Origin of the sequence: Winogradskyella sp. A3E31, assembly GCF_046720935.1 — a bacterium.
Lineage (GTDB): Bacteria > Bacteroidota > Bacteroidia > Flavobacteriales > Flavobacteriaceae > Winogradskyella.
Genome location: NZ_JBHNWH010000007.1, coordinates 120,656 through 145,723, shown reverse-complemented (window position 1 = coordinate 145,723; position 25,068 = coordinate 120,656). Strand labels below are relative to the sequence as shown.

The following is a 25,068-nucleotide window of genomic DNA, read 5'->3' as shown; positions in this document are numbered from 1 at the left end:
AAATGAAAATCCGCAAGACTCGAGTGTGGCGAATTGGCGTTATCAATTTTCGTAAGTAGACGAGTACTAGCAATGAACTAAAAAGGTTGTTGCCAAACGTTTTTATATTGTGTTATTAGTCCGATTAATAAATTCAGTTAGTTTTTCAGGTTCGGTTTTCGCTTTTTCCATAATTCCGATATTGCTAATAATAAAACTCGCAAAAACTTCATTCGGTTTTTCAGTCCGATTATTTTTTTTCATACTTGAGTTAAAAATAAAAGACCTAATTGTTTGAATTGGTCCCCAAGGAATTCCCCACCAACCCAATAGTGCAGATTTCATATTTGCTTTACTATGCATTTCATCAAGGCAATTCGAGCAAGCAACTTTTAAAGATTTGTCATAGTTTGTCATTATTAACATACTAACAACTCTTCCAACCATGGTTGCATTTATTTTTTGAGTTTTAGATTTGCATTTTGGACAAGGATGATTTCTTAAAATCCCACAGTATTCATTAAATTCTGATTCAGTTAATTCCTTTGTTTGCGAATCGACAATATTTATTAAGTTCAGATTCAGATTTCTCTTTTCTATTTCTGCTTTTAAAATATCAAGAACTTCTGGTCGTAGAGAACCTGCTTCTTCTGATGCGATTTTTTCAATCTTCCAATCTTCAAAATTTTTGTAGTTTTCTCTGATGTCGTTTAAATCCATTCTGTTTTTTTAAATGTGTAGTAACTATCTCGTATATATGTAATTCCGATTAGGAATTCAGCCGTAATGAGATATAGCTGTTGTTGTGGTACGTTTTTTTGTCCAGTTTTTATATTCGGTTGTTATTTCAATATTCTGATTTCCGTGAACTTTTTCTTTATACTCAATATTCATTTCATATTCAATTCCATACTTTTCCAATACCGAGTCTATTTTGCTTTTTTCTGATTCCAATGCGTTTAGTTTTCCTCTAAATCGGTTGAAGTTAAAATAGGCATATATCAAGATTGTAATTCCAGCACCGATTGCGCTCGCTCTGAATTTCCAGTTAAAAGTTTCCGTCAGAGTTATGTCAGCATAAAATTTATTTCCGATTATAAATAAAAAGCCTATTGTTATAAGTAGATAAAAAGCTCCATATTTTTTGCTTTTCAATTCGTTTGTTCTCTTCAATTCCAGATTGACATCTTCTAATTTTTCTTGAAATATTTTGTCCAACAAAATGTCAGGGCAAGTATTTTTGAAGTCAGGTTTTTTATTGGTCAAGCCACAAGTCAAGCCATTTTTCAAATCCCTTTTTGGATGTTCGCATAAATCACAATGTCTGGATTGAATCATTTTTAATAGCGGTTTTAGGAAATGTACCACAACTCTTTACAATGCATTAAAGAATCACACTATCCTTTTAATATTTAGGGATAATGTGAGCTTGCACGATTTTATCTTAATCAAAACATTAAACGTAATTAACCTTCCTCAGAATACATACCCTTTACTTTTTTTAATTTCTTTTTCCAGGTTTCCAACTCTTTTTTATGATTGGCAATATTTTTATGGACTTCCTTTACCAATGGGTTATCGTCCTCAACATTAGAAAAGAATTGAAGATTGTTTTCTAATTGGTTGATATCACCTTTTATTTCACTAATACGTTTACGGATAAAATTTTGCTCATTGTCCAATAAACGAGTGTCGTCTGGTTTAGATAGGTTTTCGAGCTTGTTTTCAAAGCGGATCATGTCTAATTTTGCCTTATCCATATCTAGTTTGCTAAAGGCAGCATCTAATGCTTTATTAAACTTTCCGTCAATAAACCGTTTGTTTTGTGGTACATAACCAACAGCCCTAAATTCATTGATTTTTGCTTTTAGTGTTTCTACATCAGCTTTTGGGTCATCTGTAGTCTTAAAAGATTTTAGGTCTTCTAGCAACTTGGTTTTGGTATCAAAATTGTCGTATAGTTCTTGGTTTTCAGCCCTACGCTCAGCGTGCATACGGTCGAAGTAATGATTGCATGCTTTTTTAAATTTCTTCCAGATTTTATCGGAATCCTTTCGTGGTACATGGCCAATTTTTTTCCAGTCACTTTGTATTTTCTTCATCAAAGGAGTTACTGAGTCAAAATCGTCGCTATCCTTGTTGTCCTCTGCAATTTTTATGAGCTCTTTCTTTTTTTGAAGATTTTCATACTGGCCCTTCTTAAGATTCTTGTAGAACTTATTTTTCTTACGGTTAAAGTCGCGCACTGCAGTTTTAAACTTAGACCATGTGGCTTCGTTAACTTTTATAGGAACTTTGCCTGCATTAAAAAAGTCATCTCTAAGGGCTTCAACAAGCTTAATTTTTTTCTGCCAGCCACCATGGGAATTTGTATCCTCTTTGGCTATAGCTTCAATCTTGCTGATGATTTCTTCCTTACGAACTAAATTCTTTTCGTAAGCCTTATCCAAATCTGCATAATAGGCTTGGCGTTTATCGTGTATGGCCTTGGTCGCTGTGCTAAAGCGATTCCAGATTTCCTCACGGTGTTCCTTGGCAACAGGTCCCAGTTCTTCCTTCCACATTTTATGAAGTACTTGCAACTCCCTAAAGGCTCTATTGATGTTTTCATCCTTAGCAAGCTCTTCAGCACGTTCAATGATTTTTAATTTTTGGTCGAGATTATGCTTAAAATCCATATCGCGTAAATCGCGATTAAGATGTAGAAAGTCATAAAAATGCTCTACATGATGGTGGTAACTGTTCCAAGCATTGTTATACTTGTCTCTTGGAATTGGCCCGGCATTACGCCATTGCTCCTGAAGGTCTTTAAAGGTTTTGTAGGTAGTACTTATGTTTTCCTCTACGTTAAGAAGACCTTTAATTTCTTCAATGATTTGTAATCTGTTTTCTAGATTTTGTTTTAGTTGTGCTTCTCTATCCCTATAGTATTGGGTTATTGTTTTTTTATACTCTTTGTAAACCGAATTGAATTTCTTTTTGGTGTCATTAGTGTAATAGAAATCTATGGGGTTACCGCCATCGCTGATAAATGCTTCTTTCTTTTCATCCAATAAGGCACTAAACTTAGAGTTGAATTCAGATTTTATTTCGTTGACATGCTTAGAGATATTCTGAATTTTCTGTGTCTTCAAAAGCTTTTCAAAGGATTCCGCTAGCTTTTCCATGGACATTGCATGGTAATCTTCATCCTTTAAATTATGACGTTCTGCGTTGGATTCGTCTTCGGCATCTTCAGCATTTTCGGAGTCGATCTCATCAACATGATCCTCTTTTTTAGCTGTTGCTGTGTTTTCCTTTTCTGACTTAGGCGCTTCTTTTGAGGCCTTAGTTGGTTTGTCGGTTGCTGTGTCTTCAGTTTGCGATTGAGGTTCTTCTTTTAAGGTCTCACTTGGTTCTTCGGTATCTTCGACGACATCGTCCTTTTTTTCATCCTTAACCTCTTCCTTTTTTTCTTCTGCCGTTGTAATCTCTTTTTCAGTATGTTCTTTGGAAGCAGCTTCGGTTGAAGCTTCTGGTTTTATAGCTTCAGAATCTTCGGTATGCGTTTCTTTTTTTCCATCTGCTTTTTGCAGGTTATCAGTCTGTGACATGAGTCAAATATTTTATGTGGAGGTTAAAGATAAGAAATGCTAATGATATAGCACTTTTATGAAAGGTTCATGTTATTGGTTCCAGATATCCCAAGATTTTTCTGCTTGCAATTTTAGCATATCCAGACCATTGATGGTTGTGGCTCCTTGAAGGCCTCCTATCTCTAAAAATTTAGTGACTTCCGGATTGTAAATTAAGTCGTAAAGGATATGACCTTTTGAAATACCGTCGTACGGAATATTAGGGCATATATTAACATCTGGGAACGTTCCTAAGGGGGTGCAATTAATAATAATTTTGTGCTTTTCTATAAGATCTTCAGTCAATTCATTATAGGTGAAATCAACCCCTTTTTTATTGGTTCGAGACAAATAGTGGTATGTGATTCCCATTTTTTTTAGGGCATAGGCTATGGCTTTTGATGCACCTCCAGTACCTAAAATCAAAGCACTTTTATGATGCTGTTCTAGGTGAGGTTTTATTGAGTGTTTAAACCCATAGTAATCCGTATTATAACCAATCAGTTTGCCTTTTTTTGAAATTTTTATAGTATTTACCGCCCCAATCTTGGTTGCCTTTTTATTGAGTTTGTCTAAATATGGAATAATGGCTTCTTTATAAGGAATAGTGACATTTAGCCCTTTGAGGTTTTGGGTAGATGCTATTTCGGATTCAATCTCTGAAATATCTTGCAGATCAAAATTCTGATAGGTATGGGGCAAATTTTCATTTTTAAATTTTTCCGAAAAATAAGCCCGAGAAAAAGAGTAGGAGATGTCCTTTCCTACTAAACCAAAATTATATTTTAACACGTCGTGTTCGTTGTCCATACCACTCTAAAGCTAAAACAATTAAGATGCCTAATATAATATAGGCTACCGCAATATACGTTTCGGTGTTTAATTCTGGAATAAATCGCTCATAGTTTTTGATGATTTTTCCTCCACTTGAATCTAAAACAAAAGTACCATCCCCCAGCGTTTTGTATATGGTCTCTTTCCATGGCCATACAACACCCAATGACCCAATTATAAAGCCAATAATAGTTGCAAGGGTAATGTATTTGTAATGCTTAAGAATATAATTAAGAATATGCGAAAAGGTCACTAATCCAAACACAGAGCCTAAGGTAAAAGTAGCCAAGACTTTTAGCATTCTTAGTCTTCTGGCATCATCGATAAAACTAAAATCCCAATTTAGAATATTGTAAATGGTATCGAATAAGGCATTGACGGAATCGACCAAAAGCAATACATAATTGCCCATTAAGATAAGAATGAATGAGCCTGAAAAACCAGGCAATGTCATGCCCGAAACACTAATAATACCACAGAAAAAAACAAAGAACAGGTTGTCATTTTCCTTGGCGGGGTCTAAAAAACTGATACCCACTCCAACGATAATACCACAAATAAGTGCAATGAGCGTAGAGCGATTCCAAGACTGAAAATCTTTATTGATATAATAAATGGAACCTAATATCATTCCGAAGAACAAACTCCAGACATAGAGCTGATAATGCTGTATAAAATAATCTAGGATTTTAGAGACACTGAAGTAACTGACGACCATTCCAAAAAACAGAAGCCCTAAAAATTTTCCATTTACATAGCGGTAAAAGCTTTTAAATCGACCATTAAAAAGCAACCGAAAAGCTGTTTTATTAACACGTTGCAAGGAATATATAAACTCTTCATAGAATCCGGCAACAAAAGCGACAACACCGCCAGATACGCCGGGCACTTTATTGGCAGCTCCCATGGCTAAGCCTTTAATAACCAAAAACACACGATCTTTTAGTGTTCTGGTACTCTCCATTAGACGTTAGATTTGTTAGAACCCAGACGCTCTAAGACAAGGATTAAAACGAAGCCAAAAGCCATTAAAGCTAATGCCATTAATAGTTGGTTGTCACCAATATAATCTGATGGTAAAATACTTTTTTCAAGCACAGCAACTTCCATACCTTCAGAATTGAGTCGTGTTGTCAAGGTCTGCTTCCACGGCCATATTTTATTTAACGAACCAATCATAAACCCTGTTAAGATAGCCAAGGTCAAATTTTTATGATTCTTAAACATCCAATTTAACACCTTGCTAAAGACTTTGAGCCCAATTATGGCTCCGATGGCTAACATTAGAAATTTGAATAGTGCCCCTTTTAGCATTTCAAAATTTCCTGTACCAAAGCCCTCAACAAGTTGATTAACAATATTTATTGCTGTTTCATAAGCTCCGAGAATCAATAAAATAAATGCACCAGAAACCCCAGGTAAAATCATGGCTATAATCGCAATAAAACCACAAAACAATAGGTAATAAGGGCTTTCGGGTGAAGCAAATGGCTCAGCTAATGTGATAAAATATGAGAGTGTTGCAAAGGCTATAACAGCAAGTAGTAGTTTTAAATTCCATTTCGGGATTTGTTTTGCGATATAAACAATACTTGCCAAAACAAGCCCAAAGAAGAATGCCCACAACAATATCGGCTCATTATATAATAACCATTTTATAAGTTTTGCAAGTGAGAGAATACTCATGGCAATTCCTAAGAAAAGTGCTAATAGAAAAGAACCGTTGAAAGATGTCCAAGCCGCATAAAAGCCTTGTGTCCTCCATAGCTTAAGAACATTAAGGTTAAATTTATCGATGCTCTCGATCAGTTCTTCATAAATGCCGGAAATAAAAGCAATAGTACCTCCAGAAACTCCAGGAACTACATCTGCAGCACCCATGGCCATACCCTTTAAGGTGATCAATAAATAACTAAAAAAACGGTTTTGCATAACTTGTTTCAAAAAGAAATGCTAAGGTATGGATTTTTAGTTGGAAGATTTTTTAGTTGCCGAAATAATAGCTCTCACCATTGGCTTTTGAGTCACGGACGGAAATAGCTCTGATAAAATAAAATCATATTCAGCGTTTAAACGCATTGCATTCTTGAGATGGTAGCGCCCTTTATCACTTTCTAACAATTTAAAATACAGCCCGCCAAGTCTAAATTCTATTTCAGCATTTTCTGGATAAAATTCTACAGCCTGAAGCAGATTGTAAACAGCAGCCTCATATTCTCCAAGATTAATGAGAATGTCTGATCGATTCAACCATGTATCCAATTCATAATTGCCTAACTCTAAAGTGCGTTTGTAACCGCGTTCGGCTTCTTCTAAAAAGTTAAGACGTTGGTTAATTTGGGCATACAATTTCCAATACAATACATTATCTCCATCAATATTTATAGCCTTATTGATAAAATATAGCGCTTTTTGGTAGTCTTGTTTTTTAGTGTAATATTTTGTGATGGCAATCCAACCTTTATCTAAAAGCGGATCTTCTTCAACAGTACGGTCAAAAAACTGAACAGCCAAATCACTTTGTCCTAATTTTTCATAACAGTGGCCTATACGTAGCAATGCAAATGATGTTGGATCATCTAAAGCTAGCGTAATCTTATAATTCTCAATAGCCTCCTTGTATTCCTTTTGTTTTTCTAAAACCTTACCTTTTTCGAGATAGGCTCCAATAAAAGTGTCATCAGAAATAATAGCAAAATCAAAAGCGGCACTGGCACGTTTGTAATCCTTAATGGCAAAATATTGCCTTCCCAATTGATGCCAAGCCACTTCGCAATATGGGTTTGAATCTAGATAAGCATTTAAAAACTCTATAGCTTCTTCATTTTTGTCTAAAAAATCGAAGCAATAGACAATGTTATGCAACGACGCATAATCAGAATGGTCACAAGCCAAGCATTTTTTAAAATAATCCAAGGCATTATCAAACTGATCCAAGAATAAATATTCCATACCTATAAGGCCATAGATATCGCCGTCCTCATTAGAATCCTTAGATAAGTTTAAGGCAGCTAAGAGTGTATTAATGGCTTCTTGGTGTAAGTCTTGTTTTGATAAGACGTTGGCTTTCTGAATAAAAATCTCTTCATTACCGGGCTCTAAAGTGTAAAGTTCATCCAATAAGGCATTGGCTTGATCAAATTTATTTTCAAGCACAAAAATTTCAATCTTAAATAAACGAAGGTTGATTGAGCTTGGGTGTTGTTGAAGACCTAGTTTAATGGCTTTTTTAGCGAGGGCAATTTTACCATTTTCGAGATAATGGTGAATGATATTTTCGAATTCATTGGAATCAAAAAACAAAACATCGTTGGTTTTGAGCATTGATTCGAAGCGGGTTAGGGAGAACTCGTTATGTTCTTCGTTCTGGTTATACTCCATAGGCGGTTAAAGTGTTCACTGAAATAAATTTAGTGTTATCCTTTTTATTCTGATGTTTTTAATGTCATTGTTTTCAACAAAGTAATTAACAAGCTTAGTGTTACTGTGTTTTAACAATATGGTTATTAGTTATTTACGGTGGTTAAATACGGTCTAAAATGGCTTTTATGATTGCGCAGCCTTTTATGATATCCTCATTTGAAATGGTGAGTGGCGGTGTAATTCTTATGGCTTTAGGTTCAAATAACAGCCAAAATAAGACCAACCCTTCTTCTTTAGCTTGGAGTATAACTTCGTTAGTAATAGTTGCGTTTTCAGTCATAGCAGCTAGCATTAACCCACGACCTCTTATTTCAGAAATATGCTTATGTTGAAGATGCTCTCTAATGAGCTTTTCTTTTTGAAGCGTTTCAGGAATAAGATTTGATTCGGTAATTTCTTTAAGTGTCGCATAAGCTGCAGCAGCAATAACAGGGTGTCCTCCAAAAGTGGTGATGTGTCCTAATTTTGGATTGTCTGATAATTTGTCCATCAAGGTTTTACTTGCTGTAAACGCTCCAATCGGCATACCGCCTCCCAAACCTTTTCCGGTTACTAATATGTCTGGCGTGCAATTATAATGCTGAAAGCCAAATAATTTCCCTGTGCGACCAATACCCGGTTGAATCTCATCCAATATTAATAATGCTCCGACTTTTTTACATCGTTCATTGACTTTTTTTAAATAGTCATTTTTAGGCTCAATAAACCCTGCACCTCCTTGAATGGTTTCTAAAATAACAGCAGCAGTTTTTTCTGTGATTTGTTTTAAGTCTTTTTCAGAATTAAAGTGAATAAACCGAACGTCTGGCACTAAGGGGCGAAATGGTTTTTTGCGTTCTTCAAAGCCCATAACACTCAGTGCTCCCATAGTATTACCATGATAGGCATTGTGGGCAGCAACTATTTCACTACGTCCAGTGGCTCTTCTTGCTAATTTCAATGATCCATCAATAGCTTCCGTTCCCGAATTTGTGAGATATGTTGATTGAAGCGACTCTGGTAAATGCTTCGCTAATAGTTTAGTGAGTTTTACAGCTGGTGATTGCGCATATTCTCCATACACCATGACATGTAAATAAGCATCGAGCTGTTCTTTTATCGCAGATACCACTTTTGGATGGCGGTGACCCAAACTACAGGCTGAAACACCAGCAACAAAATCGAGATATGCCTTGTTGTTAGTGTCATAAATGTAAGAACCTTCAGCATGACTTACTTTCATAGCCAAGGGATGTGGTGTTGTTTGTGCTTGGTATTTAAAAAAATCCTCTAACACTAATTCTCAGATTTTTGCTCTTCCTTAAGCTTAGGCTTTTTAGGTAAGGGTTTCGGTTTTTTTAATGCCGTTGAATCCGGTTTTTTCTCAGGGATTTGCTGGGCAGCCCTATTTTTACTGGTAGGATCTTTAGGGGCAGCATTTTTAACCCGGTCGTTTAAGTCTTCATCAAAAAAATCTTCTTGTGGTACATAATCCTCAAGGCCTTTAATTTTTGGCAAATCCAATGGAGGGTCATCCTTAAATAAATCATCAACCGATAGCGGTCGCTCATTGCCTCGCCAATCAAAACCTCTTAATTTACGGGCGTTATCAGGAAATTCATCATCAGGAATGAGTTCTCCATCTACCTGATTGATAAGGGTTAGAATACGATAATCTTCAATGAATTCGATATTGATACTACCTGATTTGGATTTATTGATAGCTATAAGCTCATTGTTTTCGTTACGTGCATAATAAATGACTTCAGCATTTTTTATGATATCAACCGTTTTCAGCTTATTATCCAAAAACTTTCCTAAAAGACGTTTCCCTTTTATCTGGCTGTATCCATCTTGGCTAAGTGTATCTCGACTAATGAGAAATGCATTTTCAAATACTTTAAGGGAGTCTAATTTCTCAGTTTCCACATTAGAAATTAAATGAATAGTGTCACCAGTCATCTGATTGGTTAGATTCCACAGTACAGGTCTTCGTTTAGCAGTAAAGGCATCACCGGTATCGAACCTTGCCAAATTTATCATTTGGGTAACCCCAGTTTTATGATCTGCATGGATGGAATCTGCTTTACCCGCTAAATCACTTTTAAATAATCTGGCATTGTAATAGGCTCTAGTAATTCTACTTTCAGCTGGCCCAGTAACCATTATAGTATCACTGTGCATGTAGATGGAATCTCTTTCTTGTACTGTTATCGCCAAAGCACGTTTGGTAATAAAAACAGAATCTTGATCTTTATGGACTTCAGCATAATGGCCTTTAAAAATGGAATTATTAATGGTATCCGTTACTGTAATATTATTTGTGGCAGAGGCAAAGTTTCTATTGCGATCAAAATACATACTGTCACCTTCAATTTTGCGGTTGTCGTAATCTATTTTGGCGTTACGCTCAAAGTAACCAAAATCTTCATTGGTATCATAGAAGCCGCGTTCACAATAAATTTTATTGGTTTCACCAACAATAGTTGAGGGTCCGAAAATATACGCATGGCCAGATTCTGTAAAGAAATCGAGTCGTTCCGTGTTAAGAGTATACTCGGGATTTACAAGAACAACGTCTTGCACAAACTGATACTTTTGAGTATTCATATAGTAACGACCGATCTGACTTGTTATCGTTCCTGATGAATCTCTTACAACCTTTCCGGTAACATCGTAGTATGCTTGTTGCTTGGTACGATCGAAATACAGCTTTTCAGTAGTCAATGTAGATTGTGGTTCTGTTAATACTACATTACCCCGAGCAAAAGCCAGTTGTGTCTTACCACTGTATTCTACATACTTTGCGGACATGTTTACAGAATCACCTTGTTTAACACGGACGTTACTAAAGGCTTCAATAAAATCTTGTTTTCCGTAATACACAGCCTTATCACACCACATTTCGACACCTTCATGTATAAAATGCACTTGTTGGGTGTTGTCTCTTAAAAAGGTAGTCACATCCTCGTTTTCTGGATCTTTAGACCCCTTACCAGCATATTTAATGGTAATCCTTTCAGAATTTTGGGCAATAGTAGGACATACAATAAGTATTGAAAATAAAAGCAGTATGTATTTTATATCCTTCAGTGTCTTAGTTTTTATATCCAAATAACCTTTTGAAATAGGCTTTAGTATCAATTAACAATTTATTTAACAGAAGGAGCAATCAGATTATTTTCTATGTATCGTCTGTTTACGGTCTGGCCCGACTGAAACTACAGTTATAGGAATATTCAATTCTTTTTCTAGGAATTCAACATAAGCATTAAATTCATCAGGTAATTGCGAAGCTTCCGTCATGCCTGTTAAGTCAGCAGCCCAACCTTTTACTTCTGTATAAATTGGAGTCACGTTTTCTGATTCAATATTATAAGGGAGATGTGTAATCTCTTCGCCTTTATAGTTGTAAGCTGTACATACTTTTAAAGTTTTAAAACCTGAAAGTACATCACCTTTCATCATTATGAGTTGGGTAACGCCATTAACTTGGCAGGCGTAACGTAAAGCGACTAAGTCTAGCCACCCACATCGTCTTGACCGCCCTGTTGTAGCACCAAACTCATGTCCAACACGTCCCATTGTTTCACCAACTTCATCAAATAATTCCGTTGGAAAGGGCCCTGAGCCAACACGGGTTGTATAGGCTTTAAAAATTCCGAAAACATCTCCTATACTGTTTGGCGCAACACCTAAACCTGTACATGCACCTGCGGCTGTTGTATTAGATGAGGTAACAAAAGGATAGGTTCCAAAATCAATATCTAACAAAGAACCTTGGGCTCCTTCTGCAAGTATAGATTTTCCAGAAGCCTGTGCCTGATGGATGTATTCTTCAGAATCAATAAACTTTAGGTCTTTCAAAGTTTCAATAGCACTAAAAAACTCGTTTTCTAGTTCTTTTAAATCGTATTGAATATCAACGTTATAGAACGATATCATAGCTTCATGCTTGTCGGCAAGCGCTCTGTACTTGTCTTTCCAACCTGCCAATTCAATATCACCTACTCGTATACCGTTTCTACCTGTTTTGTCCATATAAGTTGGCCCAATACCTTTTAAGGTGGAACCAATTTTGGCCTTTCCTTTTGAGGCTTCACTTGCAGCATCTAACAGACGGTGGGTTGGTAAAATGATATGAGCTTTTCTAGAGATATAAAGACTCTTTTTATAATCTACATTTTGCTCGTCTAGCTTTTCCAATTCTTTCTTAAAAATAACTGGATCGATAACCACTCCGTTACCAACTAAATTTATAGTGTTATCATGAAAAATCCCTGAAGGAATAGTATGTAGCACATGTTTTTTGCCATTAAAGACAAGTGTGTGCCCTGCGTTTGGACCACCTTGAAAACGTGCAATAATATCATATTTTGAGGTCAATACATCGACAATTTTTCCTTTGCCTTCATCTCCCCATTGTAAACCTAGTAGTAAATCTACTGCCATTAGTATAAGTTAGTTTGAAGTGTTTTTTTTACGATTGCCATAGAAATACAAAGAGTGATTTGAAATTTCGATATCAAAGACTTCTTCTATGGTTTTTTTGATAGATTGAATGCGAGGGTCACAGAATTCGATGACCTCTCCTGTATCGGTTAAAATGACGTGGTCGTGCTGTTTGTCAAAATACGACTTCTCGTAGTGTGCCTGATTTTGACCAAATTGATGTTTACGAACTAGAGCGCATTCTAACAGTAATTCAATGGTATTGTAAAGTGTTGCTCTGCTGACACGATAGTTTTTGTTTTTCATTTTAATGTAGAGTGATTCTATATCAAAATGCTCTTCACTATCATAGATTTCTTGAAGAATTGCGTAACGCTCTGGCGTTTTACGGTGACCATTTTGTTCCAAGAATTGTGTAAAAACACGTTTTACAATTTCCTGATTACTTTCCTCTGTGGTTGCATTCATAGTAAGGTGCAAATTTACACAAAATTTATACTCTTGAGACCTTCTCTATACCATTAATTTTTTTGAGCCTATCCATCAGTTTTTTGAGCATATTCTTATTCTTCACTACAACTGTGATTTTACCAGAAAAGATGCCGTCATCACTAGAAAAGTTTAAACTTTTCATGTTAACATGCATGTTTTCAGATATCACCTTTGTAACATCATTAACCAATCCAAGATTATCTAATCCTGAGAGAATGATTTGAGACGTATATTCCTGTTGGGAAGAATCAATCCATTTGGCTTGCATAATGCGATATGCATAATTAGATTGAAGGCTAAGAGCATTTGGGCAGTTTTTCTTATGGACTTTAATGCCGTCATTAATGGTTAAAAACCCGAAGACTTTATCGCCTGGAATTGGATTACAACAGTTTGCTAGTGTATAAGCTAAGTGATCTTCTTCTTTACCAAATACCAACATATCGTATTTGGAAGTTATCTCATCTCTATCTATTTCTTTTGGCGTTTCTGGTTTTCTAATTTTACTTTTTATGTAGCTCATAAAAGCGTTGCTACGCGAAGACGCAAATGCCTTGAGCATTGTGTTGTCTATAGTCCCAATTCCTACACGATAAAACAAATCCAAAGAAGTGCTTAGCTTAAAATAATTAACGAGCTCATTTACAGAATTTTCGTTAAGTGTAATTTTGAGTTGTTTTAATTTGCGGCGTAATATTTCCTTACCTTCTTCTGCAACTTCTTTTTTATCGGCATTGAGATAGGATTTAATTTTACTCCTAGCTCGTGCTGTTGTAGCATAGTCTAACCAGTTACTATTGGGTTTTGCATTTTCTGAGGTAAGGATTTCAATGCGGTCTCCACTCTGTAATTCTTTACTTAATGGCACTAGCTTACCGTTTACTTTCGCTCCTCTAGTTTTCATTCCGACTTCAGTATGAATACTAAAAGCAAAGTCCAAAGGAGTTGCTCCTTTTGGTAAGGATTTTAAATCTCCTTTAGGGGAAAAGACAAAGATTTCTTTCGAATACAGATTCAGTTTAAACTGTTCTACAAAATCAACAGCATCAGCTTCATTACTTTCTAAGGCTTCCTGTAGACGATTTATCCATAGATCTAGACTGTCGTCTTTATCATCTGCATTTTTGTATTTGTAGTGTGCCGCATAGCCTTTTTCGGCAACCTCATTCATACGTTCACTACGGATTTGTACTTCTACCCAATTACTTTTAGGGCCAACAACAGTGATATGGAGTGCCTCATACCCTGTTGATTTCGGAGATGAAATCCAATCCCTTAATCGAATTGGGTTAGGGGTGAAGTGATCTGTAACTATAGAATATATCTTCCAGGCCAAAAACTTTTCATTCTCAATATCGGACTTATAGATAATCCGAACGGCAAACTTGTCATAGACTTCATCAAATGACACTCCTTGTTTTACCATTTTACGGTGAATACTGAAAATAGATTTAGGGCGTCCCTTAATTTCGTAGTCCAGTCCCTCTTTATCCAATGAAGACTTAATAACTTCAGAAAATGATTTTATATAGGCGTCTTGCTCTTCCTTACTGGCTTTTATTTTATTGAAGATGTCTTTATATATATTAGGCTGGGTGTATTTTAAACCTAAATCTTCAAGTTCAGTTTTTATATTATAAAGCCCAATTCGATGCGCTAATGGAGCATAAATATAAAGTGTTTCTGATGCTATTTTCACCTGCTTGTCTGGACGCATGCTGTCCATGGTCTGCATATTGTGAAGCCGATCTGCAATTTTTATAATGATAACCCTAACGTCATCATTAAGCGTAAGGAGCATTTTTCTAAAGTTCTCAGCCTGAAGAGACACGTCCATGTCCTTCTTTAAGCTCGAAATTTTAGTAAGACCATCAACAATACGTGCTACGGTTTCACCAAAAAGCTGTTCTATATCTGCAAGGGTATAATCTGGATTATCTTCAACAACATCATGAAGTAGAGCTGCAGCAATACTGGTAGCATCAAGGCCAATTTCCTGAGCAACAATTTTTGCGACTGCAATAGGGTGGAAGATATAAGCTTCGCCTGACTTTCGGCGTTGCTCTTTATGGGCATCTACGGCAACATCAAAGGCCTGACGGATCATTTTTTTATCCTTAGCCGTCAAAGTTTGGTAGCTTACTTTAAGGAGTTCTTTGTAAGCTTTTGCGATGGCCGCATTTTCTTGTTCTATATCTACCTCAGTCATAGAACTAATGTAAGCATAGCAATTTTAATATACAATTGTTTTTAGTCCGCTATAAGATATTAAAGTCATTGTGGTCATAAAATCACTGTTTGAAAAGCAATACGGTTTGTTTTCCAAACACTGCAGCAATTCCGGCTGCAATGCTACCAATGATTGAACTCACCAGGATCAGTAAAAATGCATTACCGCCAAGAGGTAAAAGCACAGCGATTTTTTTTGCCAAAATATAGTCATTACTAGAGCTTAAAAAGAACATGTAACTGAACCAAAATAGAAAAACAGCTAAAAAAGGAACAAAGAACACAGCAGCTTTCTTTAGTGGAATACACATAGTGGTAATAAAAGCACATAACATCACGGACCACCATGGTAAAACAAATGCTGTTACACCAACTAAAATCAAGGTCAATAAAAAGTTTAATAGATTCTTGTTCATTGTTTAGGAGTTAAAAGTTGGGTAGAAATAATGGCTTCAGTGGCTGTATTAGATGGTAAAAAATTTAAGGTGTTATACTGACCTGCAGCCCATTCGTCAATATAGTTGTCGTAATATTTGCTTCCTGGATTTCCTGACTGTCCACCAGGATATATGCCGAGTGCTGTAGGCGGTGAGGTCATTTCTACAATCAATCTCCAAGATGGCCCCCAATTTTTTCCAGCGGCATTAACCGTATTTCGGTCTCCCCCAATAGGTAAATCAAATCTTGAAAACGCTGGTAAGCCTTGTAGCAAATGAGCAACATAGGTGCCTTTGTAGTGCTGCCAATTATAGTCTCCGTTTTCAGCTTTCCAAGCTATAAGTTCTTTAGTTGTTTCTTTAAAAGCTATTAAAAACAAATCGTGAGAGGTTTCTATTTCTGGTGTATCAAGAATATCCATAAACTCATCCTCTGGGTTATTCTTTAGCATAGAAATAGCGTTATAAGTGAATGGCTTTTTTAAAACCATATCTTCTTTTTGGTCATATTCATCCCATATCAACGGATAGAGATTTGTCCACCATGAGTCCCAAATGCTTGGTGCTAGCTCTTCAATATTACTCACATAGTCCCAGTTTTTGATGATGTTGAGGATGTCATTTTCTTCAGAAGTTAAACCTGAAGTATCCATATTTTCGAACATATAGGGTAATAACTCGGATGCTTTTTTGTTAAAATTAGTATTCTGTAAGTCTTTAAAATCCTGAATATTAAACGTCTCTTTAGACCTAAAAAAGTCATTGATGACTCTATTGCGGTACGAATCGTAACCATCATTAAATACATAAAAAGGATACAAAGAATCCGTAGGGTGCTGGTTTGAAGAACTTACAAAGCCACGTTCTGGGTTTTTTGTATGCGCATTAAATTCTCGAGGTATAAAACTCTGCCAATCGTGATCTGGATTGCTACCATCCATTAAAAATTTACCTTGTCCTTCCCATTTATTTGGAAATAGACCTTGAATCCATATCGCAATATCACCTTCTGTAGAGGCGAACACAAAATTTTGTGCCGGTGCCACATGGTTGGAAAGTGCATCTTTATAGTCTTCATAATTTTTTCCGCTATTCATTTTTAAGAATAGACTTACAAAATCATGACCAATATGTCCTGCCCATTTCATGGCGTAGCCCGTCATTTCACTATCTCCTTTAAATGTATGATCGTAGCTAACAGGACCGTGATGGGTGTAAATAACAGAATCCTTAAAGGTTTCTTTGCCTTTAATTCTTATGTCTTCAACTCTTACTGTTGTGTTTTTCCATTGGTTACCGTGTTTGTACTTGGTCCGCGTTTCATCTTGAAATTCAATTTTATACCAGTCTTTAACATCTCTGGTTGCATTGGTCTCTCCCCATGCAATGTGCTCATTAAAGCCAGAAATAATGCCTAATGTGCCTGGTAAGGTTGCGCCCATTGAGTTATGTTCTGGAGTGGCAATTTGCATTACATACCATATAGATGGTAAGTTTAAGCCTAAATGAGGGTCATTTGCCAAAATTGCATTGCCAGAGTAAGACTTACTAGGACCAACAGCCCAATTATTACTGCCATTATGCGGATTTGGCTTCTCCATTACCGAAGACAACGAGTCCATAGGCAGTTCACTTTGCGGCATTGGTGTTTGTTCAGTGTCAATAAAACTCCAATCTGTATCTGTAGGAATGACGGGTTCATCAAAGTTATAAAAATCTGGATACAAGAAATCGAAGGTGTCTTCACCAAACTCTCTAAGGGCGTTTGTATATTCAAAATCTGAATCCCTTCCACACAGCATATCCGTCATATACATCAGTAAATGCATGGTTTTGTCTATGGTCCACGGCTCTGGTTTGTAGTCTAACAATTTATATTCTACAGGATAGTCCTCTGGTTTTAATTGACTGATATAAGCATTAACACCATCAGCATAGGACTGAATGTGAGATAGCGATTTTTCATCTTCCCTGATGACTTTTAAGCTATTTTCTGCACCATAAACCATCCCTTTTCTGCGTTGCTCTCTATCATAATTTAAAGCCCCTTCGCCAATAATTTCAGAAAGTCGACCTGCAGCTGCATAGGTTTGAAATTCCATCTGCCACAGTCGATGTTTTGCAGTAATATAGCCTTGGGCTTTGTATAGGTCTAAGTCGTTTTGAGCAAAAATATGAGGTACCAATTGATCATCATAATGCACTGAAACGTTATCAGATAATCCAGGAATTTCAATAGTTTCTTTGATATTTTCATCAGTTTCATTTTGCCAAATTCCTGAATAGGGATTTAGAAATTTTCCTAATGGAGGAATACTTCCCATTTGAGTATTTAAAACGTAAAAGATGGTCGCAGTAAGGACAAGGGATAGTCCAAATTTGAAATATTTCATGTATAACAATTAGAGGTTTTGAAAATAATCAAAATTAATGAATACATAAATATTTCGACCTGTCTATAATTTAAAAGGTTGTTTCTTTTTATAGGTCAATGATCTCCAGAGCCATTCTGCCGGTCCAAATCTAAAATAGTGCAACCAAATTGGGCTTACTATGAGTTGGAAAATCCATATACTAAAGACCACATAATACAATTCGTATCGCTCTAATTGACCATAAAGTCCAAATCCAAATCCGAAAAATACAAAAGCAGCAATAATGCTATGCATTAAATAATTGGTTAGCGCCATTTTACCAACAGCTGCCAGAGCAGATTGCAGAAAGCCTAAAATTCCTGATTTTATAAAAAGCATAAATAAGCCCACATGACCAAGTGTGGTAAATATGCGGCCAATTTCATAAGTGATCCCAGCTTCAGAAAAACTCATGACATTGAAACCTCCATCTAGAATAGTCTTTGTTTCGAAATAATTAAGGGTTAAACCAACGAGGTATCCAATGGCCATTAAAATTGCATAAAACTTAAAACTCTTTTCGCCATGGAAGATTCTAAGTTTAAAAAAAGCCATACCAATAAGCATAAAACTCATGAGATCCCAGGGCCAATAGCGATAAGTCACCCAAGTTTGCATAAATTGATTTTCTCTAATCTTTGCTTTCATGACTCCAAAGTAGCCTTGATTCATGTCCTCAATTCTTTCTTGAATTTCTTCAGGAGTTTTGGTTTTTTGTAAATCTTCCCATTTATCGAATGCCGTTTGTTGAACATCTGTCAACGAATCACCTTGCTTTTCAATAGCAATGGCTTCAATCCCTTCTTTTTGGACTTTAAGGTCTTCCACACGATCACCAATACTCCATAGTATACCAATACTTAATAAGCATAAACCGAATATTATAAGTTGTTTTGGTTTGGTATTTCTAAACGGAAACAACATCAAACCAAATAAGGCATAAGGGTATAATATTTCCCCATCCCAAAGCAAAACATAGGCGTGTATAATCCCAAATAATAACAACCATAATAACCGTCTGTAATAGATATCTGCAGTTTTTATGCCGGCTCCTCGGGTTTCTAAACGTTCGGTTAGTAGGATGACTCCAGCACCAAATAAAAGCGTAAAAAGGCCACGCATTGTGCCTTCAAAAAGCATTTCATTCATTATCCAAACATATAAATTAAGACCTTCGGATCCTCCAGCTACTGTAGGATTTCCATAGGCAAAAGGTAAACCCATGCCGTGGATATTCATTAGCAAAATGCCTAGAAGAGCGATACCTCTAATAACATCTAAAGAGTTGATACGATCTTTTTTTTGGACAGGCTGAAGTATGCCTGATTCAGGAGTAATCATAGTTTGGTTGGTGTTGGTTAATTAATGCAACAATTTAGTTATTAATAAGATACACCCGACAAGATCACAATAATCTTATTCAATTCTATGAACTATAAGCTTATTTTGAAGTTTGAGATAGCTTATCGTAAAACTAATTTTGAAATCACTTCCTTACCAATAGCTTCATTAAGCATTTTGATAATTTTCTCATTACCGTAACTTAATTCTTCCCGAAGCACGCTAGAACTAAGCTGAACATAAAGTGTCCCTCTCTTTAATTCTATGGCTGTAGTATAATTATTGACCCCATTACCCATAAGATTTGCCCAAGCTTCCCTAACATTGACTTTATCCAAGCCAGACTGTAGATTGTTAGATTCTACAAATTCCTTGAGAATGTCTTCAATTGGTAAATGCTCATTGTTGCGTTTTGCCATAATTTTGGGATGATTCAAAAATTTAATCTTCTAAATCTAGCTCTAAGCCTTCGTAACGTTTGTAAAGATATATGGAATTATCCTGATTCACGATTTTTAATTGCGTATCATTAGCTTCTAATACAGTTTCTTTCCAACTAGAAAAAGGGGTCTTGTAGTAGAGGTTGAGGCTGTCGTTTTCAATTTTTACTGTCAATGCTTCAGCATCTTCAGAAGTGGTATATTTATTATTGAAGCTTGGTTTTAATTTTTTTCTGAAGCCTTTTAAACTGTCATTAATAGCGATGTAATCTATAGTATCATTGTATTCGTAAACTTTTTTACTGCCATCTGCCAAGGTGACTTCTTCAATTTCCCAATAGCCTTCAATATGCGGAAGTAACTCTTTAGGGTTTGGGGAACACCCTGTTAAAATGAATACTAAGAGTAAGTATTTTATACTTTTCATAATTTAAACATTTTATAGGATTGATGGACTTGTTTGATAATGTTTTCGGTACGCTCGGCATGAGTATCACTGATAAAAAGCTGTCCAAAATTTTCATCATCTACTAAACTGATAATTTGAGCCACACGGTTTTCATCCAATTTGTCGAAAATATCATCTAATAATAAAATGGGATGCACACCGCTTTGTTGTTTTACAAAGTCGAACTGCGCAAATTTTAATGCAATTAAAAAGGACTTTTGCTGACCCTGACTTCCGAATTTTTTAATGGGATAATCTTCAATACTAAAGTTAAGATCGTCTTTATGAACGCCAACACTTGTGTATTGTAAGGCCCTGTCTTTATTGATATTCTGATTTAAAAGTGACAACAAATCAGATTCAAACAAGTCACTTTTGTAGGTCAAATTTATAGCCTCGTTACTCTTGCTAATGGCCTTATATCGCTCCTTAAAAATAGGGATGAAAGTGTCTAAGAAGGCTGAACGTTTTTTAAAAATTTCAGTTCCGAACTGCTGAAGCTGTTCGTTATAAACAGCAATAGTATCTGCATTAAATGTGTTATTGGCTGCAAAATACTTTAGCAAAGCGTTGCGTTGCGATAACACTTTGTTATAACTTATGAGTTGAGTTAGGTAGGTTTTGTCACTTTGAGAAATGACACTGTCCATAAACTTTCTCCGTACATCGCTTCCTTCACTAATTAAATCTCTATCAGCAGGTGAGATGATAACTAATGGAATAAATCCGATATGCTCACTGAATTTTTCGTAGGCCTTCCCATTACGTTTTATGATTTTTTTTTGTCCACGTTTTAAGGAGACTACAATCTTTTCGTCCTTTTCTAATTTTGTAAAAAGACCATCAACAACAAAAAAGTCCTCGCCGTGTTTTATGTTCTGTAAAGCTATTGGGTTGAAGTAACTTTTCCCAAAAGCTAAATGGTAAATAGCATCTAAAACATTGGTTTTTCCGATGCCGTTGGCGCCAACAAAGCAATTGATTTTAGTGTCGAACTCAAACGTTTCACTTTCAAAATTCTTGTAATTCAGTAAGGATAAGGTGTTTAATACCATAAATTATTTGCGGTACATAGATGAATCTTCAACCATTGTATTTGGCAAATTTAAGCCAGAAAATATTGAAAAATAAGAAAAAAATACCCTTTTAAATCCCAATAAAAATTTTATTTTTGCGGACGCATTAAATGACAACAAATGGCAACGTACAAGAAAAGAGGCTACAAACCAAAATCTCAAAAGGAGAAGGAGGAAAATATTGAAGAAGGTTCAACAACAGCTGAGGTTTTTAATACCTTAGATGAATCTGCCAGTAAGACAGAAGAGTGGGTTGTAAAGAACCAAAATTTAATTTTCGGAATCGTAGGTCTTGCAGCTGTGATTGTATTGGGGATTATGGGTTACAATAGATTTATTGCTGAGCCTAATGCAAAAGAGGCCATGAATGAAATGACCACTGCTCAGGAATTTTTCGATGAAGCGATGACAAACACAACGCAAAAAGATTCGCTTTTAAATCTATCTCTAACAGGTGCTAACGGAAAGTACGGTATGTTAGATATTATTGAAGAGTATGGTAGTACACCAGCAGGAAACCTTGCCAATTATTATGCAGGGACAGCCTATTTAAACATGAACAAATACCAAGAGGCAATCACGTACCTAAGTGACTTCTCTAGTGATGATATTATGCTTTCAGCAATCTCAAAGGGAGCTATTGGTGATGCTTTTGTGCAATTAGACCAAAAAGAAGAAGGGTTAGAATATTACGAGAAAGCTATAAAAGCTAATGCTAATGAATTCACAACTCCTATGTACTTAATGAAAGCTGCTCGTACAGCAATGGATTTAGGTGATAATGAAAAAGCTTTAAAGTATTTGGTTCGTATAAAAGAAGAATTTTCTACATCAACTGAAGCAGCACAAGTAGATGTGCTCATCGGAAAAGCAGAAGCAAGCCTATAGATATGGCAACCACAAACCATAATTTATCGGACTACGATAAAACAACAATCCCAAATGCGAAAGACTTTCGATTTGGGATTGTTGTTTCAGAATGGAATCCTAAAATCACGGAAGGATTGTACCAAGGAGCAGAAGCAGCATTACTAGATTGTGGAGCAACAACTGAAAATATTATACGCTGGAATGTTCCTGGTAGTTTTGAATTGATTTATGGTTGCAAAAAAATGCAACAGCAGAATTTTGATGCCATAATCGCCATAGGATCCGTCATTAAAGGGGAGACTAAACATTTCGATTTTGTATGTGACGGTGTTACCCAAGGAATTAAAGACCTTAACGTATTACATGACACTCCTGTAATTTTCTGTGTTCTTACTGACGATAACATGCAGCAATCTCTTGATCGCTCTGGCGGTAAACATGGTAATAAAGGTACTGAAGCCGCTATTGCGGCTATAAAAATGATTTCTATTCGCAAGAAATAGAACTTCTCATTTAATAAAGCATACTATTTTGGCTCGCTTTTTGTTCATAATTTTAAGGAATCCTTAATGGCTATTTCCTTGTATTTTCTGTACTTTTGAAATATGTCAGTTTTAAAAAAGAAGCCTTTTGTTTAATAAGAGAAAAAAAAGAACTTTCAATTATAAGCCTCGTTTTCAGGATTCTGATGCTAATAATAGCAATGATAAAGCGTCGAAAACTGACTTTGAAGAAAAGTGGTATGCTATACGAAGTTCGTCTAAAAGACGCAAAAGCATTTTTACCTCGCTTCCAGTATTGCTAATTATGCTGATTGCAATTTTTGTTTTAATTTATATCCTCGAAGGATATATGTAAACGCTGATATTATGGGACCAATAAAATTCACATTAATAAAGAAATTACCGAGAAATAAAAGGTTTAATTATACACCACGTTATTACAAGGGCAAAACCGAAGTTGATGAGTCTGGACATGCTTCAAAATTTGATGCTTATGCAGAATCGTACAATAACAACGATTTCTCAGGCCAATGGTATCAGCGAAGAGTAGATACCCGTAACAGAAACAACAGCGGTTTTAATTCAACTATTTTAATTCTAATTGCTGTTTTTGTTCTCATTTTTCTGTTCATCATAGATTTTGATCTCTCCATATTCTTCGCCAATAGCTAATGTCAGACATCATTCAATTACTACCCGACCATGTAGCCAACCAAATAGCTGCAGGTGAAGTTGTTCAACGTCCAGCCTCAGTGGTTAAAGAATTATTAGAAAATGCTATCGATGCTGATGCCAATGAGGTAAAACTCATCATCAAAGATGCCGGTAAAACTTTGGTTCAGGTTATTGATGATGGCAAGGGTATGAGCACTACCGATGCACGATTGAGTTTTGAACGACATGCCACTTCAAAAATAAAATCTGCAGAAGACTTATTTCAATTAAATACCAAAGGATTTAGAGGAGAAGCATTAGCAAGTATTGCCGCAATTGCGCATGTAGAATTAAAAACTAAAGAAGCAGATAGCGAACTAGGAACGGCTATAATTATTGAAGGGAGTGCCGTTAAATCCCAAGAGGTAGCTGTAACACCGAAAGGAACCTCTGTTGCGGTTAAGAATTTGTTTTTTAATATTCCGGCACGTCGTAACTTTTTAAAGTCCGATACTGTTGAGCTACGGCATATCACTGACGAATTTCATCGCGTAGCTTTAGCGCATCCTAATATTGCTTTTGCCATGTACCATAATGGTAGCGAGCTTTTTAATTTGCCTGAAAGCAATTATAGACAACGTGTCGTTAATATTTTTGGCTCTAAAACCAATGAAAAGTTGGTACCGGTAAATGAAGAAACGGAAGTTTTAAAAGTTACAGGATTTGTTGGCAAACCAGAGTATTCTAAAAAGACCAAATCTGAGCAATTCTTTTTTGTAAACCATAGATTTATTAAAAGTCCTTATTTGAATCATGCCATAAATGCAGCTTTTGACGGGCTGTTAAAAGATGGGTATCACCCTTCGTATTTTCTGAACTTGGAAGTAGATCCTAAAACCATTGATATCAATATTCATCCTACAAAGACTGAAATAAAGTTTGATGATGAGCATACATTATATGCTATTTTACGGGCATCGGTAAAACACAGTCTGGGTCAGTTTAATATTGCACCCGTGTTAGATTTCGAAAGTCATTCTAGCTTAAACACACCATACAATTACAAGGACAAGTCTGGTAAAATGCCAACGATAGAAGTCGACCGTTCTTTTAATCCGTTTAAAGATGATGTGGAGGGGCAACATACACCACAGAAATCTCAACCAGCGTTTTCTAAAGCACCAACAGCGCATTGGGAAAGTTTATATGTGGGGTTAGAATCAAAAGAAACCATCGATCAGTCAGATTTTGATGAAATGACGTTCGAAAGTCATGCTGTAGATAAGCAGATATTTACTTCTAATGATGTGGCTTCAGAAAAGACAACCTTTCAGTTGCGCCAAAAATATATAGTCACTACCATAAAATCTGGAATGTTGGTTATCGACCAGAATAGAGCACACCAGCGTATTTTATATGAAGATTTATTAAAGCACCTGACTATCAAGGAAGCTACAACCCAACAGTTGTTATTTCCATTACACCTGCATTTTTCTAAATCTGATATAAAGATTATCAATCAGATTAAAGATGATTTAGAGAGCACAGGATTTTTGTTTTCTGAAATAAAAGATGAATCTGTTGTGATTACTGGCGTCCCTGTTGGTGTGCCAGAAAGTGAGGTTAGTATCGTTTTAGAGCAGCTGATAAGTGATGTAGAGCACGGTGTACCCGATCAAAATTTTTCAGCTTCAGATTTAATGGCAAAATCCATGGCTAAAAGTTTGGCCATTAAAACGGGGCAGAGTTTAAACGCTGAAGAACAAGAGCATTTACTAAATAGTTTATTTGCTTGTAAAGAACCTTCGGTAACACCTTCAAACAAAAGCACTTTTATAACTTTGGAAGTTGGTGCTATTGAGAAAAAATTTATGTAAGCAATT

Annotated in this window: 22 protein-coding genes; 4 read left to right on the top strand and 18 right to left on the bottom strand. The window is 35.9% G+C overall.

Annotation, left to right across the window (positions count from 1 at the left end):
- Positions 1-102: 102 nt before the first annotated feature.
- The 18 genes from ACFEMA_RS10300 to recF all read right to left on the bottom strand — a co-directional run bounded on the left by ACFEMA_RS10300 (position 103) and on the right by recF (position 21,137).
- Entirely contained in the window at positions 103-699 is a 597-nt protein-coding gene (locus ACFEMA_RS10300) for a hypothetical protein (RefSeq protein WP_411768113.1), read from the bottom strand.
- A gap of 57 nt (positions 700-756) precedes the next feature.
- Positions 757-1,317 carry a hypothetical protein gene (locus tag ACFEMA_RS10295; RefSeq protein WP_411768112.1) on the bottom strand — a complete coding sequence of 187 codons (561 nt, stop codon included), beginning with the start codon at positions 1,315-1,317 and terminating at the stop codon, positions 757-759.
- 128 nt (positions 1,318-1,445) lie between these two features.
- Positions 1,446-3,572 (bottom strand): DUF349 domain-containing protein, encoded by a 2,127-nt coding sequence (locus tag ACFEMA_RS10290; RefSeq protein ID WP_411768111.1) that lies wholly within the window; start codon positions 3,570-3,572, stop codon positions 1,446-1,448.
- A 72-nt stretch (positions 3,573-3,644) separates the two neighbouring features.
- Entirely contained in the window at positions 3,645-4,403 is a 759-nt protein-coding gene (locus tag ACFEMA_RS10285; protein WP_411768110.1) for a shikimate dehydrogenase family protein, read from the bottom strand.
- Positions 4,372-5,391 (bottom strand): DUF368 domain-containing protein, encoded by a 1,020-nt coding sequence (locus tag ACFEMA_RS10280; protein ID WP_411768109.1) that lies wholly within the window; start codon positions 5,389-5,391, stop codon positions 4,372-4,374. Before ACFEMA_RS10280 ends, ACFEMA_RS10285 begins: the two co-directional genes overlap by 32 nt.
- Positions 5,391-6,359, bottom strand: a complete 969-nt coding sequence (locus ACFEMA_RS10275) for a DUF368 domain-containing protein (protein WP_411768108.1) — start codon at positions 6,357-6,359, stop codon at positions 5,391-5,393. The genes ACFEMA_RS10280 and ACFEMA_RS10275 overlap by 1 nt, the downstream gene beginning before the upstream one ends.
- A 36-nt stretch (positions 6,360-6,395) precedes the next feature.
- Positions 6,396-7,808, bottom strand: coding sequence for a tetratricopeptide repeat protein (locus ACFEMA_RS10270; protein WP_411768107.1), 1,413 nt, complete (start codon positions 7,806-7,808; stop codon positions 6,396-6,398).
- A gap of 142 nt (positions 7,809-7,950) precedes the next feature.
- On the bottom strand, positions 7,951-9,126 hold the full coding sequence (locus ACFEMA_RS10265; RefSeq protein ID WP_411768106.1) for an aspartate aminotransferase family protein: 1,176 nt from the start codon (positions 9,124-9,126) through the stop codon (positions 7,951-7,953).
- Entirely contained in the window at positions 9,126-10,973 is a 1,848-nt protein-coding gene (locus ACFEMA_RS10260; RefSeq protein ID WP_411768105.1) for an OstA-like protein, read from the bottom strand. The genes ACFEMA_RS10265 and ACFEMA_RS10260 overlap by 1 nt, the downstream gene beginning before the upstream one ends.
- A 33-nt stretch (positions 10,974-11,006) precedes the next feature.
- Entirely contained in the window at positions 11,007-12,281 is a 1,275-nt protein-coding gene (locus ACFEMA_RS10255) for an adenylosuccinate synthase (RefSeq protein WP_411768104.1), read from the bottom strand.
- 9 nt (positions 12,282-12,290) lie between these two features.
- Complete coding sequence (locus ACFEMA_RS10250) at positions 12,291-12,749, bottom strand: Fur family transcriptional regulator (protein WP_411768103.1); 459 nt, start codon at positions 12,747-12,749, stop codon at positions 12,291-12,293.
- 25 nt (positions 12,750-12,774) lie between these two features.
- Positions 12,775-14,982 (bottom strand): RelA/SpoT family protein, encoded by a 2,208-nt coding sequence (locus ACFEMA_RS10245; protein ID WP_411768102.1) that lies wholly within the window; start codon positions 14,980-14,982, stop codon positions 12,775-12,777.
- 82 nt (positions 14,983-15,064) lie between these two features.
- On the bottom strand, positions 15,065-15,418 hold the full coding sequence (locus ACFEMA_RS10240; protein WP_411768101.1) for a hypothetical protein: 354 nt from the start codon (positions 15,416-15,418) through the stop codon (positions 15,065-15,067).
- Complete coding sequence (locus ACFEMA_RS10235) at positions 15,415-17,832, bottom strand: penicillin acylase family protein (RefSeq protein ID WP_411768100.1); 2,418 nt, start codon at positions 17,830-17,832, stop codon at positions 15,415-15,417. The genes ACFEMA_RS10240 and ACFEMA_RS10235 overlap by 4 nt, the downstream gene beginning before the upstream one ends.
- Positions 17,833-17,895: 63 nt before the next feature.
- A complete protein-coding gene (locus tag ACFEMA_RS10230) occupies positions 17,896-19,194 on the bottom strand; it encodes a DUF418 domain-containing protein (RefSeq protein ID WP_411768099.1) in 1,299 nt (432 codons plus the stop codon).
- 122 nt (positions 19,195-19,316) lie between these two features.
- Positions 19,317-19,613, bottom strand: a complete 297-nt coding sequence (locus ACFEMA_RS10225) for a DUF721 domain-containing protein (protein ID WP_411768098.1) — start codon at positions 19,611-19,613, stop codon at positions 19,317-19,319.
- A gap of 22 nt (positions 19,614-19,635) precedes the next feature.
- Positions 19,636-20,061 (bottom strand): lipocalin family protein, encoded by a 426-nt coding sequence (locus ACFEMA_RS10220; RefSeq protein WP_411768097.1) that lies wholly within the window; start codon positions 20,059-20,061, stop codon positions 19,636-19,638.
- Positions 20,058-21,137, bottom strand: coding sequence for a DNA replication/repair protein RecF (gene recF, locus ACFEMA_RS10215; protein WP_411768096.1), 1,080 nt, complete (start codon positions 21,135-21,137; stop codon positions 20,058-20,060). The genes ACFEMA_RS10220 and recF overlap by 4 nt, the downstream gene beginning before the upstream one ends.
- Positions 21,138-21,278: 141 nt before the next feature.
- Here recF and ACFEMA_RS10210 point away from each other — a divergent pair, with 141 nt between their 5' ends.
- From ACFEMA_RS10210 to mutL, 4 genes are all read left to right on the top strand, one after another.
- Positions 21,279-22,046: a tetratricopeptide repeat protein gene (locus ACFEMA_RS10210; RefSeq protein WP_411768095.1), complete on the top strand. Its 768-nt coding sequence runs from the start codon at positions 21,279-21,281 to the stop codon at positions 22,044-22,046.
- Positions 22,047-22,048: 2 nt separating this feature from the next.
- Positions 22,049-22,531, top strand: a complete 483-nt coding sequence (gene ribH, locus ACFEMA_RS10205) for a 6,7-dimethyl-8-ribityllumazine synthase (RefSeq protein ID WP_411768094.1) — start codon at positions 22,049-22,051, stop codon at positions 22,529-22,531.
- Positions 22,532-22,897: 366 nt separating this feature from the next.
- The gene (locus ACFEMA_RS10200; RefSeq protein WP_411768093.1) at positions 22,898-23,203 is read left to right on the top strand and encodes a hypothetical protein; all 306 of its coding nucleotides are present in this window, start codon (positions 22,898-22,900) and stop codon (positions 23,201-23,203) included.
- Complete coding sequence (mutL, locus tag ACFEMA_RS10195) at positions 23,203-25,062, top strand: DNA mismatch repair endonuclease MutL (protein WP_411768092.1); 1,860 nt, start codon at positions 23,203-23,205, stop codon at positions 25,060-25,062. Before ACFEMA_RS10200 ends, mutL begins: the two co-directional genes overlap by 1 nt.
- The last annotated feature ends 6 nt before the right edge of the window (positions 25,063-25,068 follow it).